This is a genomic window from Bacillus sp. PK6-013, from assembly GCF_054161445.1.
The window spans coordinates 3189485-3203500 of record NZ_CP096417.1; the positions used below are offsets into that span (position 1 = coordinate 3189485).

Annotated in this window: 10 protein-coding genes; 6 read left to right on the plus strand and 4 right to left on the minus strand. The window is 47.8% G+C overall.

Annotated elements, in window-relative coordinates; translation table 11 throughout:
- Positions 1-9 precede the first annotated feature (9 nt).
- Positions 10-2028, minus strand: a complete 2019-nt coding sequence (locus M1E03_RS16160; RefSeq protein WP_023856543.1) for an ABC transporter ATP-binding protein — start codon at positions 2026-2028, stop codon at positions 10-12.
- On the minus strand, positions 2025-3779 hold the full coding sequence (locus M1E03_RS16165; RefSeq protein WP_023856542.1) for an ABC transporter ATP-binding protein: 1755 nt from the start codon (positions 3777-3779) through the stop codon (positions 2025-2027). The genes M1E03_RS16160 and M1E03_RS16165 overlap by 4 nt, the downstream gene beginning before the upstream one ends.
- A gap of 520 nt (positions 3780-4299) precedes the next feature.
- Here M1E03_RS16165 and M1E03_RS16170 point away from each other — a divergent pair.
- The 5 genes from M1E03_RS16170 (at position 4300) to M1E03_RS16190 (ending at position 10249) form a co-directional block, all read left to right on the plus strand.
- Positions 4300-4800 (plus strand): universal stress protein, encoded by a 501-nt coding sequence (locus M1E03_RS16170; protein ID WP_023856540.1) that lies wholly within the window; start codon positions 4300-4302, stop codon positions 4798-4800.
- A gap of 725 nt (positions 4801-5525) precedes the next feature.
- Positions 5526-5780 carry a hypothetical protein gene (locus tag M1E03_RS16175; RefSeq protein WP_411674848.1) on the plus strand — a complete coding sequence of 85 codons (255 nt, stop codon included), beginning with the start codon at positions 5526-5528 and terminating at the stop codon, positions 5778-5780.
- Positions 5781-5904: 124 nt separating this feature from the next.
- Positions 5905-7761 (plus strand): putative thiazole-containing bacteriocin maturation protein, encoded by a 1857-nt coding sequence (locus tag M1E03_RS16180; RefSeq protein ID WP_458110513.1) that lies wholly within the window; start codon positions 5905-5907, stop codon positions 7759-7761.
- Positions 7761-9695: a TOMM precursor leader peptide-binding protein gene (locus M1E03_RS16185; RefSeq protein ID WP_025811782.1), complete on the plus strand. Its 1935-nt coding sequence runs from the start codon at positions 7761-7763 to the stop codon at positions 9693-9695. Before M1E03_RS16180 ends, M1E03_RS16185 begins: the two co-directional genes overlap by 1 nt.
- Before the next feature lie 77 nt (positions 9696-9772).
- Positions 9773-10249 carry a DUF4944 domain-containing protein gene (locus M1E03_RS16190; protein ID WP_023856536.1) on the plus strand — a complete coding sequence of 159 codons (477 nt, stop codon included), beginning with the start codon at positions 9773-9775 and terminating at the stop codon, positions 10247-10249.
- 15 nt (positions 10250-10264) lie between these two features.
- Here M1E03_RS16190 and M1E03_RS16195 read toward each other — a convergent pair whose 3' ends face one another.
- A complete protein-coding gene (locus tag M1E03_RS16195; protein ID WP_043054255.1) occupies positions 10265-11245 on the minus strand; it encodes an aldose 1-epimerase in 981 nt (326 codons plus the stop codon).
- 237 nt (positions 11246-11482) lie between these two features.
- Here M1E03_RS16195 and nhaC point away from each other — a divergent pair, with 237 nt between their 5' ends.
- A complete protein-coding gene (gene nhaC, locus M1E03_RS16200) occupies positions 11483-12841 on the plus strand; it encodes a Na+/H+ antiporter NhaC (RefSeq protein WP_458110514.1) in 1359 nt (452 codons plus the stop codon).
- Positions 12842-12880: 39 nt separating this feature from the next.
- Here the strand turns inward: nhaC and dat are convergent, their stop codons facing one another.
- Positions 12881-13732, minus strand: a complete 852-nt coding sequence (gene dat, locus M1E03_RS16205) for a D-amino-acid transaminase (RefSeq protein ID WP_161513206.1) — start codon at positions 13730-13732, stop codon at positions 12881-12883.
- Positions 13733-14016 lie beyond the last annotated feature (284 nt).

The following is a 14016-nucleotide window of genomic DNA, read 5'->3' on the forward strand; positions in this document are numbered from 1 at the left end:
AGATCCGGCTTACCCTGTCAGGGTTCCTTTTCCCTTTTGCAGTTCATACATTTGATAGTATTGTCCTTTTTGCTTCATCAGCTCTTCATGATTTCCCCTTTCGATAATCCGGCCTTTTTCAAGAACGAGAATCTGGTCGGCGTTTTTGATCGTTGACAGCCTGTGGGCGATGATAAAGGTCGTTCGCCCTTGTTTAACAACATCAAGCGCTTTTTGAATGACCGCTTCTGTTTCCGTATCGATATGGGCCGTTGCCTCGTCTAAAATAAGAATAGCCGGATCATATGCCAACGCACGCGCAAACGAGATCAGCTGTCTTTCCCCTGACGAAAGGGTGCTTCCTTTTTCGATGACCGGCTCGTCAAGACCTTTCGGCAGGCGGGCGAGCATTTCAAGTGCCCCAACCTGTTTCAAGGCGGCTTCTATTTGATCTCTGGTCAAATCAGCATTGTCAAGGCTGACATTTGAAGCAATCGTGCCGGAAAATAAGTAAGGATCCTGGAGAACGATGCCCATCTGCTTTCTGATTTCCTGCCTTGACATATCGTATATGCTTCTGCCGTCGATTTTGACATCGCCCTTTTCAATATCGTAAAAGCGGAAAAGTACATTTAAAATGGAGCTTTTTCCTGAGCCTGTATGGCCGACCAATGCAACGGTCTCCCCTTGCTTCGCTTCAAATGAGATGTTTTTCAGCACATCTTCACCGTCATGATAGCGAAAAGATACATCTTCAAATACGACTCGCCCCCGCGCTCTTTCGCTGCCCGGCTCTTTGACGTCGACGCCTGGCTCATCCAGCAGGCGGAAAACCCGCTCCGATGATACGCGAGCCAATTCAAGCTTGGCAAACTGGTTGACAATGCCCGTAATCGGCTGAAATAAACGATTCAAGTAATCAACGAATGCATAAAGGACGCCGATTGAAATCATTCCTTCCGCGTTCAGGGCAGCTCCCCCGAAATACCAGATTAAAGCGGTGAACATCACATTTCTGAGAATGTTGACCAAGTTGTGGGACATAAGCGAATTCAATTTCAGCATTTTATTTTGGTAATGAAAGTGGCTCTCGTTCAGCTGTTCAAATTCTTCTTTTGTGTCCTGTCCGCGACGGAATGCCTGAATAATCGGCATGCCTTGAATCGATTCATTCATTTTGGCGTTGATCTCGCTGTTGATTGACCTGAGTTTATGATTGTAGCCAGAAGCGAATTTTCGATAAACGGCCGCCCAAATGACAATCAGGGGCAAAATCAACAGACAGACGCCGGCCAGCCTGACATCAAGGAAAAACAGCGCGGCGAATATTCCGGCCATATAAATGATATTTGTGACAAACGTCGAAAGAACGGTCACATACAGGTCGCGGATCGCTTCGGTATCATTCGTCACCCTTGCAACGATTTTTCCTGCCGGCAAATTATCAAAATAGCGGATAGGTAGCCTTTGAATGTTGGCGAATACATCCTGCCTCATCTTTTGAATGATGCGGTTTGCGCTCATCTGCAAGAGGTAGAATTGGCCGTAATGGAAAAAGATCGAGAAGACGAGAAGGCCGAAATAAATAGAAACGAGTGAAATCAGCCCTCCTATTTCAGGCTCGTAAAAAGCATACACTTCTGACAAAGACAGGCGATCGGCCTTGTAGGTTTCCGTCCGGTCTCCGCTTGTCATTCTCAGCTCTTCTCCGGATACCGTCCGCTCTCCGTCAAAGGAAACCGGTTCCTCCACAAAGTAGTAGTTCATGCCGACTTGAAAGATGTGAACTTCCTGCAGCTTTTCAGCTGAAGAGTCTGTCCTGTCCTCCCTGATATATTCCTTTCCTTTATAGGAAACGGTATATTTCGTCTCCTCTGTTGTTTCATACCACGTTTTTTCAATTCCGAGAATATGATCGTCAATCATCTTTTTGGCGATCATCGGTCCCGTCAGCTCGGCTGTGACGGCAATCGTCAGCATGACGAGCGCCCAGATGAGAATTTTTTTGTAAAGAAGCGCATATTGGAAAAGCCTTTTTCCTGTTGTCATGCTACAGTCCCCCCTTCTTCTCCCGAAGGAAGCTGCTGTGCTTCGTATTGTTCAAAATACCAGCCTTTCCGGCTGATCAGTTCCTGATGCGTCCCTCTTTCAACGATCCTTCCATTTTCCATGACGAGAATGAAATCGGCGTGTTCGACGGCCGACATCCGATGTGATGTAATAAAGGTCGTTTTGCCTTTCCGCCTGCTGCGGATGTTTTCAATAATCGCCGCTTCCGTTTTCGCATCGACGGCGGACAGCGAATCATCCAAGATCAAAATATGGGGCTCCGCAATCATCGCTCTCGCAATTGAAATCCTTTGTTTCTGTCCCCCGGATAAAGCGACGCCCTTCTCTCCGACCATTGTCTCCAAACCGTCTGAAAGCATCTCAATATCCTTTTTCAGATGTGCTGCAGAGATGACATCGTATAAATCGCGTTCCTCGGCGAGTCGTCCGCCGAACAAAATATTGTCTTTCACCGATTTTGAAAACAACACGTGGTCCTGAGGCACATACCCGATCCAGCTGCGAAGCTGATCAAGCGGCAGGCGGTCAATCGGCACGCCCGAAATGGTGATCGTTCCTTTTCCTTTCGGGTACTGCCTCAGCAGCTGCTTGACTAACGTCGTTTTGCCGCTTCCCGTCTTTCCGACGACTCCGACCGTCTGTCCTTCTAATACGGTAAATGAAATATCGGCCAGGTTTTCCGACGCGGAGCTCGGGTACGTAAAAGCGACCCCGTCAAACACAATATCGCCCGGTTCCGCTGCTTCAGGTTCGGCGGGCTCTCTCACATCAGGCTCATATGCCAATGTTTCATTTACTCTGTCAAGCGAAGCATTTCCCCTCTGCATGACATTGATCAGTTCTCCGATCGCAAACATCGGCCAGATCAGCATGCCGAGGTACACGTTGAAAGAGACGAGTTCACCCAATGTCAGCTGGCTGCGGAAAACAAGATAGGCGCCGTAGCCAAGACCGATTAAATAGCTGATCCCGACCAAAAACTTCACCGTCGGTTCGAACAGCGAATCGATCAAAGCGACTTTCATATTTTTCTTGTACACATCAGCCGTCATGCTGTTGAACCGGCTGACATCATTTTTCTCCTGTACATAGGCCCGGATCACCCTTACCCCTGACACGGACTCGAGCACTCGATCATTTAAAGCGCCAAACGCATCCTGCGCTTCCGTGAAACGCTCATGAATTTTTTTCCCGTAGATGCTGATGGCAGCCGCCATCAGCGGAAGGGGAATGATCGAAGCAAGCGTCAGCTTCCAGCTGATCAAAAAACCCATCGTCAAAAGAATCGTCAGCATATACATCGTCGAATCGACCAAGGTCAAAATGCCGAAGCCCGCCGTCATGGAAATCGCTTTTAAATCATTTGTCGCCCTCGCCATCAAATCCCCTGTACGGTTTTTCTCGTAAAAAGACGGGGTCATTTTCAGCAAATGGCCCATCAGCTTGGATCTGAGGATTTTTTCGACCAGGTTCGCTCCCCCAAACAGCTGATACATCCAATAATAGGACAAGATATAAACAACTGCGCCAAGCGCGAGAAATAAACCGATATAGCCGAACATGCCGGCCTTTGAAAAAGTGCCTGCCTGCATGTCGTCAATCGCGTTGCCAAGCAGCTTCGGCGGAAACATTTCCAATACGTTTACAATAATCAATAGGACGACTGCTATCGTGTAGCGCCGCCAAGAGGCTTTAAAAAACCAGCCCAGCTTCCATAAAACAGAAAACATCTAATATCCTCTCCTTTTTTAGCCGCCTTCAAGTTTTTCCTTACAATCTTTGATTTCGTTTTTTCTGATACTCGGCATAAAAAATTCCTCCTTATGTGCGGTTTATTTATTAGAAAAACATGCTGCTCCGCATCGGGAACAGAATGTTTTTTCTCAGAAAAAAAGGCACACTGTGTACCAGCATGCCTTTTTTCATATAAAAAGGCGCATGTACGCTTGTTCACGCGACATGCGCCTTCCTTTTGAAAATTGTTAAAGTGAAACAGAGCCCTGATCGTAAGGAAGGTATAAAAATGTCACGTTAAGGTGCTTTTGTTGTTGAACTGATGCTTTGATATTTCTAAACATGACGATACCCTCCAATCTTATTAATATTTTCCATCTTATAGTACGGCCCTTTATTTGTCAATTTGTTTTTTTGGCGAATGGCGGGCTTTTGATTCATATTCTCATATTTCGTTAGATTTGTTGGGAAAACGGGTAATATAAAAGTAAATCCATTCTGAAAGGAATGATCAATTTGTTTAAAGCTGACCGGATCATTGTCGCGTTTGACGGAAAAGAGGAAAGCAAAAAAGCGCTGAAAAAAGCGATCGACCTCTCGAAAAGGCTCGGCTCGCAATTGACCGTCGCCCATGTCCATGAACCGAGGCAAGTGAGAACAGAGGCTGCGACTGAAAGACCCGCTGCCGGCGCGCCATACCTTTACAGCGGCTTCCCGGCCGCGCCCCGGGTCCCCCACGATTCAGACTTGGCCGGTGAACCCATGATCTATGAGGACAGCGCGGAAGAAGCGATTGCGGCAGCGAAAATCATATTAAGCGAAAACCAGTACGACGCGGAAATAGAGGTGTTGGAAGGCGACCCGGCCAACGCAGTTCTACAACATGCGGAAAATATCGGCGCTGACCTTGTCATCACGGGTACGCGCGACCAAAACCGCCTGAAAAAGCTCCTGTTTGGCAGTGTCAGTGACAAGATATCGACAAAATCGGAGATCCCTGTGCTAATTGTAAAATAACGATTTTAAAAGAGGCCGGTCAAATGTCCGGCCTCTCATCATGTTACGATCTTCTCCTGTTCATAATATAGATCATGCCCCACACAATGGATAGGAAGACTCCTAATACTAGGACCGCATTTATTATTGAATCAATGCAATCTCTCCTTCTCTATGAAAACATACTTGTAGAAAGACCTGTTTTTGCAGTCATACATAAGCATTTGCATCAGTATAAAACTGCAAGGGCACTGTTCCCGCGAATGATCCTCTACTGCTATATACAACGCCAATTGATTTTTTCCTGCTAAGCCGAATGGTTACCTTTATCCTCTAGACTTTCTTCACTTTAGACGTTTCCCTTGAAATTTGACTTTCACTCCACATGACTTACAATTGATTTCTTTCTCCGCCTTGCCCCGCATTCTTGGTTTTACTTAGTGTCCCCCCTCTCTTCAGTCCCAACGATCTTTATATCAATAAACTGCCGCAAAATAAAAGCCCCTCTCCAGCGAAATCCAATAACAGGAAAAATAGGCGTTCAAATTAGTAACAACCACCTAACAGACCTCATAATTTGATCTTGTGAGTACCCGGGGTATTTGACTTAATCTGACTTTGCTTATGTTTCATTCTTTTTTTATTGTGTTTTGGTCAAAAAATTTTATCGATGAGGGGGATATTAAATGCAACCATTCCATGATGAACTGCAGTCGTTGGAGATGGATCAATTCCAGGCAGAAGATATGACGCATTGGGATGCGGACCGTCATCACGCCAATGTTAAACACTGCGCAAGCTGCTGGAGCTGCGGAAGCTGTGCCAGCTGTTGGAGCTGCATGGGTCACAGCTGTTGGAGCTGCGCGGGTCACAGCTGTTGGAGCTGTGCGGGCCACAGCTGCTGGAGCTGTATGGGCCACAGCTGTTGGAGCTGCATGGGCCACAGTTGTTGGAGCTGCGCGGGCCATTGCTGTTGGAGCTGTTGGCGCGGAGGCATGTAGTTTTTTTATAAAAAAGAAGACTTCCCCTGCCTCTTTTGCCGCAGGGGTCTTCTATTGCATAAAGGACAAACAAAATTACATATAATGGTATGCCTTGTTTTTAAAACATTGAAGGAGGAAGAGCATGACACACCTGACTGCTTCCGCTCGCCTAAAAGTAAACCAGGATACATGGTTTCTTCCTGATCCGAACGGCGGCGCATATTTTAGAAATAATTCCGGGTCGTTTCGCATAAAAGGATCTTCGATTGCTCAATGGATCGAAAAACTTCTGCCGATGTTCAACGGGGAACATTCGCTTGAAGACTTGACAAAAGGGCTGCAGGCTCCGTACCGAAAGAGAGTATATGAAATCGGAGAAATGCTTTATAAAAACGGGTTCGTTCGCGACGTAAGCCGGGATCACCCGCACAAACTGGAAAGCTCAGTGCTTCAAACGTTTGAAGCCCAAATCGAATTTATTGAGAGCTTTGCCGATTCCGGCGCTTACCGCTTTCAGCTGTCGCGTCAAACCAAAATATTGGCTATAGGGGCCGGCTCCTTTCTCACAAAATTGGTCCGGTCGCTGATCGATTCCGGTTTTTCAAGAATCCGTGCGATCGTGACGGATGCATCCGGGCGCGCTTTAGACGAACTGGCAGAAATATCAGGGCAAACCGAAAGCGGACTGGAGATTGGCTGCGCCGAAACGCAACACTGGCGGGAAGCGGTGCGATCTGCCGATTGGGTTCTGTATGTCTCTGACCGCGGCTTCACAGATGAGCTCCGCGATCTTCAAACGTTTTGCCTCGAAGAGAACAAAGGCTTCATACCCGGGATCTGCCTGAAACAAGTCGGACTGGCAGGCCCTGTCTTTCATCAACAAGGAGACGGTTGCCTGAAGGATGCCTGGAGGCGCCTCCATCGGCCTGCGCTCCATGAAGAACGGGCTCTTCGAACTTTTCCTTCGGCAGGGAAAGACATGCTGGCAAACGTTATTGTGTTCGAATTGATGAAAGCAACTGCTGAGATTGCACCATTATCTAAGAAGAATCAAGTGTATCTGATTGATTTGGCAACGCTCGAAGGCGGCTGGCATATGTTTCTTCCGCATCCGGACTTCGCTTGCGGCAAGGATTCGCCTGAACTCATCTGCGACCTTGAAGCGAAACTTTCGGAGCGCCCCGGAAGAGAAGCAGAAAGCAGGTTATTTCAATGTTTCAGTGAACTGACCTCACCTGTAACGGGCATTTTTCATCTGTGGGAAGAGAAACATTTGCGGCAGCTTCCTTTAGCACAATGCTTTGTTCAGACAGCAGACCCGCTCTCTTCCGGACCTGCGGAGCTTTTGCCCGAGACGGTGTCGGTCGGTTTGACCCATCAAGAGGCGCGGCGGGAAGCCGGGCTGACGGGTATTGAAATGTATGCATCAAGGTTGAACCGTTCTTATCCGAGTAACGGGGAGTTGTTCGCGATCGCCGCCGGGGAAACGCTGGCTGAAGGCGTATTAAGGGGATTGGAGAAATGCTTGGAACACCGGTTGCGAGAACGGATCAAAAGCGGAAAAGAAACGATTTCCCTCGTTCAGCTAGGCGGAATGGAAGACCGGCATACCGCATTTTATTTAAAAGCGCTGACAGTCTTGTACGGCAAACCGGAAATCGGTTTAGGAAAAAACATACAAGGCTTCCCTGTCGCATGGGCGGGAATTCGCGGCCGCTGGTACGGAAGTTCTGGACTCAACATCACATTCGCTCTCAGAAAAGCGCTCGAACGGGCGCTGACAGACAAAGACCCTGTGAAAGGCGCGGATGTTTTGCTGGAGTCTAGTGACCTGAAGCTTGCTACCCCCGTTTCCGCTGATTTGCAGCAAACACTGCTTTCCGCCTTGAAAAACAACTGCGACTTGCAGCTTTATGTCTATGAGCTGCCTGCTGAACCATTTTTCAAAGAAAAACTGGCAGGCATTTACTGCGTGCAGTTGCGAAAGGAGGAATCTTGATGAACCGCTGCATTTTGGTCATTGGCGAAGGATTGATGGCAGAAGACGCATCACAACAATTATCTGCTGAATATAACATTATCCGAAGGTCTGATTTTGAGAACAGCATACCGGAGGAGACTGCGTTCGCTCTTGTGCTGCACGATGCTTGGCGGCCTTTATTATACCGCGAGGCGGAAAAGGTGCTAAGGGCAGCAGAGATTCCGTGGCTTCGCGGGTTTGCATCTTTTGGCGAAGGGGTCATCGGACCGCTCGTTATTCCGTCAGCGTCAGGATGTTCCCAATGCGCCGATATGAGGCGGTATATCTCCGGCCCCGACAGCAGAGAGACCCTTGAACTGGAACAAAAAAGCAATGGCATAAGCCGCGATCCGTGGATTTCAAAGACCGGCTGCCGCCAAATGGTCAGCCTGATCTGCACAGAAGTCGACAACATCATGAACGGCGGGTGCGGCCGGTTGAAAAAAAACCTTTACATCGTCAATTTGAAAACGTTAGAAAGTTCGCTCCACGCTTTCATCCCGGAACCGACATGCCCTATATGCGGCAGTCTGCCTGAAGACGGAGCGGAATCCGCACGGATATCGCTTCGGCCCAGTTTGAAAACGAACCCGGACAGCTTTCGCGTGCGAAACACGGACGATTTAAAACAAACGCTCGCCAAAGACTATCTGGATCATAGAACGGGGATATTCAACGCCAAAATTTATGACGCGATTCTGCCGTTCGCCGATATGATCGTCAATATGCCTTTATGGACGGGAAATGAAGGTGTCGGAGGGCGGAGCCATTCGTATGAAGACAGCGAATTGACCGCCATTTTAGAGGGTTTGGAACGTTATTCCGGAATTGAACCGCGCGGCAAACGGACGGTCGTACATGACACCTATGAAAATGTAAAGGATCGTGCGCTCAACCCGGCAAAAGTCGGGCTCCATCAAGCGGAACAATACATGCATCCCGATTTTCCTTTTCAGCCATTTCACCCGGCCCGTCCTCTTCACTGGGTATGGGGCTATTCATTTTTGCAGAAACGGCCGATTCTCATTCCTGAATCGCTCGCCTATTACAGCCTGGGGCGCGAAGACAGCTTCGTCTATGAAACATCGAACGGCTGTGCACTTGGAGGGAGTTTGGAGGAAGCGATTTTCCATGCCATACTAGAAGCCGCTGAGCGCGATTCATTTTTGCTTGCCTGGTACGCCAGGCTCCCACTTCGGCAGCTGGATCTCGGCTCTTCAGAAGATCCGGAATTACGCCTCATGACAGAGAGGGTGCGAAGTGTGGCGGGATATGATCTGCATGTCTTTAATTCAACGATGGAATACGGCATTCCAAGCGTTTGGGCGATCGCCAAAAACAGAAAACGGGAAGGATTGAATCTGATTTGTTCCGCAGGGGCCCACCCCGATCCCGTAAAAGCGGTGAAAAGCGCCCTTCATGAGCTGGCAGGCATGATGTTGAAGCACGACCGCAAATTTGAATCTGAAAGGAGCAAATATCACCAGATGCTCCGCAATCCTGCTTTAGTGCAGGAAATGGAGGATCACAGCTTCATGTACGGACTGCCTGAAGCTGAAGAGCGACTCCGGTTTTTGCTGAATCAAAGCCGGCCTCTACAAACATTCGACGATGCCTTTAAAAAAAGAAAGAAACACCTTGATTTAACCGAAGATCTCTGCGACCTGCTTGAAGCTTTCCGGAGTCTCAATCTTGAAGTGATTGTCGTTGACCAGACTTCCCCTGTTATCAAACGGAACGGACTTTACTGTGTGAAAGTGCTTATCCCGGGCCTGATTCCGATGACATTCGGACAGCGCTTCATCCGCCTGGAAGGACTTGAGAGAATTTTCACGGTGCCGAAGGAGCTCGGCTTTGCAGAAGAGCCGTTAACACCAGAACAGCTGAACCTGCACCCGCACCCGTTCCCTTAAAATTTAAGAGAATGACTTTTTTTCCCGATTGTTCTGCTTTATGATCATAAAGCAGAACTTTTTAGGCGGTGGATAATATGAAACAGGAATACAAGCGGCCGCTTCTTTTCATTGCTTCCCTTTTCACGGCCTTTTGCACCGTTTATTTCGGCGGCAGACTGATCGGTTTCTATATGACGGAATACCCGAAATGGAACGGACAAAGCGCAGATGGAAATTGGGAGGCCGTGATCAAAAAGATAGAAGGCCGCACGCTATTTGGCGGAGACCTCTATTGGACAGGCGACCGCGGGGAGCTGGACGATATATATTTGGAAAAGTTGGTCGTAAAGTTTGGTGATGAAATCGTTTTGAACTCCCAAGTCGAGACGCCGATGAAAGATTACGCGGGAGGCGAATTCCCCGGCGGAGGGTCAAAAGAACAATCCGTTTCTTTTTTGGAAGAGCTTGAAGAAGCCGAATTCGCCGGCCGCAAGATCACGGTTCAATTGGATTGGAGAGAGGGCAAACAAGCGTCCCATACAGCATTTACCCTTGATAAAAGCTCATGGTAAAAGGCGGAATATCGATTATATTCCGCCCACCTCAATTTTGCTTCGCATCGTCAGCTCTTCCTGCGGTCCCAAATCCCGAAATCCGGTCACATCCTTCGGAAGGTTGAGGTTCGGTGCATTCGTCATCCAAGTATATGGCTCTATACAAAGCAGGTCATCCTGATCAGATGTACCGTTAAACACAACCCAGTGCTTAAAATGACCGTCGCATTGGTAGCGGACGCGAATGCCGGCGAGGCTGTCCGCAATGACGGCCGCGCTGTTTCCTTCCTGGTCTTGTTCAGCTGCCAATATATCGTCAAGCCTTTCTCCCGCTGCCATTTTTCCCGCTTTGAACTCCTCTGTCACCCGATACTCGCCTGTCGGCAGCATGCGGTCTGTCAGCGTCCATCGCTTTGAGGCAGGAAGAGTAAACAGACACCTTTCTTTATCTCCTGCTTCGTTTAAAGGATAGCGGAAAGATGTGTGGTACCCCAATCCGATCGGCATCGGGTCTTGACCGCGGTTGACAGCCGATGCATCGATTTTTAGATGCTGTCCTTCTAACGTGTAAGTGATGGTGATGGAAAACGAGTGCGGAAAGATCGCTTTAATATCGGGATGATCATCAGAGTCCAGCTTCGTCTGCACGATGATCCTCTCTTCTGTTGCCTCCACTTTTTCGACCGTCCATTTTTTATCGTAAAGAAATCCGTGCAGGTGGTTTTCGAGCGGCTTTTCATTGATCGGCAGCTCGTACGTTCTTCCCGCATATGTAAATCTTCCGTGATCGATCCGGTTGGGAGGAAAAAGAACAGGAATTCCGAATAAAAACGGATTCGCGTTATATTCTTCCTTTGTTTCAGGCGTTTTCAACAATTTCAAACCGCTCGGCTTCCACTTCAGTGAAATTAAATTGCTTCCCCACCCGGGCACAAGTACAGCCTCTAAATCATCATTTTCCAACCAGATCGCTTCCTCATCTAAAAACCGGCTTTTCTGAACAGTGTAAGACATTCGCATTTCCCCCTATTTTGGCTAAAGGATCAGTGAAACGTGTATCAAGTACATGCCTATCTCCAATCTATTATATCTTAAAAAAGTCAGCGCTTTCAAAATAGAATGGGCGAACCTTTGAAAAATGTTTGAAATATTTTAATTTAAGTATATAATCTATTTTTCTGTTATAATACGTTTATGCACAAAAGCATCAAAGTATTAAAGAGAGATATTTCTTCTAATGAGGTGTGTGACTTGTCAAACGAAAAACGTCTATCGTTTTCCATATCGGCTCTATTGTTTTTAGCCATATTGTTCATTATTTTCACCTGCTTATTCATATTTAAAGCAGAAGCGCACATACCGCTGTTGATTTGCGTTGGTTTTTTAGCTGCGGTCGGCGCGGTGAAAGGCCATTCCTGGAAAGACCTTGAAAGCGGCATTGTCTCAGGCATCCGGAATGGCGTTCAGCCGATTATCGTCCTTTGTTTAATCGGCATCTTAATCGGAGTCTGGGAGTACAGCGGCGCGATTCCGACGGTAACGGTTTACGCGTTGAATCTGATTGAACCGCAGCACCTGCTGCTCACCGCACTTTTCAGCTGTCTTGTGATCAGTTCATTGGTCGGCTCCAGCTTTACGACGGTCAGCACGATCGGCGTCGCCCTCCTCGGCGTGGCCGCAGCGGCCGGCGTTCCACTGACATGGGCGGCGGGAGCTGTGATTTGCGGCGCCTGTTTCGGCGACAAAATGTCTCCGATGTCTGACACGACCAATTTTGCCGCAGGAGTCGGAGAGCTTCCCATTTTCAAGCATATTAGACATATGGCGGGAACGACGATCCCCGCTCTTTTGATCACGATTTTGCTTTTCTTTTTCATGGGCCGTTCTTTAACGGCGGCACCGGCTTCTACCGAAAACATTCAAGCGATCATAAACGGAATAGAAAGTACAGTCAACATCAGCGTCTGGGCGCTTCTGTCGCCTCTTCTTGTGATTGTACTTGCTGTCAGACGAACGCCCGTCATTCCGTCGCTTGCAGCGGGGATCGTTTCCGCCGGAATTCTTGCCGCGTTGATACAGCCTGACGCCAGCATTTCATCGTTTTTGTCAGCGATGCAGAATGGTCCTGTTTTCTCAGCCGACACTGAAGCCGTTGAGAAAATTTTAAACCGCGGCGGCCTTCAATCGATGATGGGCTCTGTTTCCCTGATTATCATCGCATTCGCGCTCGGCGGTCTCATGGAAAAGATCGGCCTGATTACAAGCCTGCTTGAAGGTGTGATCAAGGGCATTCATACGAAAGGCCGGCTTGTGTTCTCAACCGTTTCATCAAGCATCGGCATGAACCTGGCGACAGGCGAACAGTATTTATCGATCTTGATTCCCGGACAGTCCTTTAAAAAGCTGTATGACAAGCTCGGAATCGACCGGAAACATTTGTCGAGATCGCTTGAAGACGGAGGGACATTAATCAATCCGATGATTCCTTGGGGAGTCAGCGGCGCGTTCATGTCCAGCGCGCTCGGCGTTCCCGTTATTGAATATTTGCCGTTTGTGTTTTTCCTATATTTATCGCCGCTCTTTTCAATTTTGTTCGGTTTCCGCAAGTAAAAAAACGCCGTTTCCCCATGGAAGCGGCGTTTTTCTTTGTTAAACCGGTTTGGCTGTCTCTGACAAAATGCTGTTTTGCAATGCGGTCTGCACATTTTTGGTGAGCGGTCCGGGCGCTCCGGAGCCGATAGTTTGCCCATCAATCGATGTGACCGGAATGACTTCGGCTGTCGTTGACGTGATGAACACCTCATCTGCATTCAGCAATTCATCCTTTGTCACCGCTTTTTCTTCATAGTTCAAGCCGTGTTGCTCACACAGCTGAAGCACTTTCATCCGCGTGATGCCGTTTAAGATGAGCGTTGTCACAGGATGGGTGTAGATAACGTTTTGCTTGACGACGTAAACATTTGAGGACGTCCCTTCCGTCACCAACCCGTCGCGAATTAAGATCGCTTCGAATGAAGAAGCTTCATACGCTTTTTGCTTGATCATTACATTGTACAACAGATTTAAACTCTTAATGTCGCATCTCAGCCAGCGCATGTCGTCCGCAGTAATAGCTGAAACGCCGTTTTGCTGTTCTTTTTCAGGCTTTTGAATAGGAAATGTATAAGCCGTCACCTGAGGCGTAAGCCCTGCTCCGTATTGGTGCTTTCTCGGGGCTTTTCCCCTTGTCACTTGAAGATACAGCCCGCCGTCCCGCATTTGATTGATGTCGACGAGCTCTTTCAGCTGGCTTTTCAGCTCGGCTTCTGAAAAAGACAAGTCGATTCCGATTTCGGCTGCGCTTTTATATAAGCGGGCAATGTGTTCATCAAGCGTGAACAAGATTCCATTGTAAATGCGGATGACTTCATAGACGCCGTCTCCAAATTGGTAGCCTCTGTCTTCAATATCAACCGCACACTCGCTCCGTTCCATCAGCCGGCCGTTAAAAAGAACTTTCATTTCTCCATCCCCTTGTTTTTTGTTGACTTCTGAATTTTCTCCATTCCATTCTAACACGACCCTGCCCTTCAAAATAGTGCAATATTTCCAAAAACTTTTCTCCGCCTTCATGATCAAAAAAACAGCATTCCCCATCGTTCAGCATTTTCTATTAAAATTTGATATATTTTTCCCTTCATCCTGTATTCATCTTCTTTCCAATCCTGTATACTTAAACATTGTGATCCATTATTTTATGAGACTAGCATTCTATAATGGCATTGGAACGAGAAAAATGATACGGA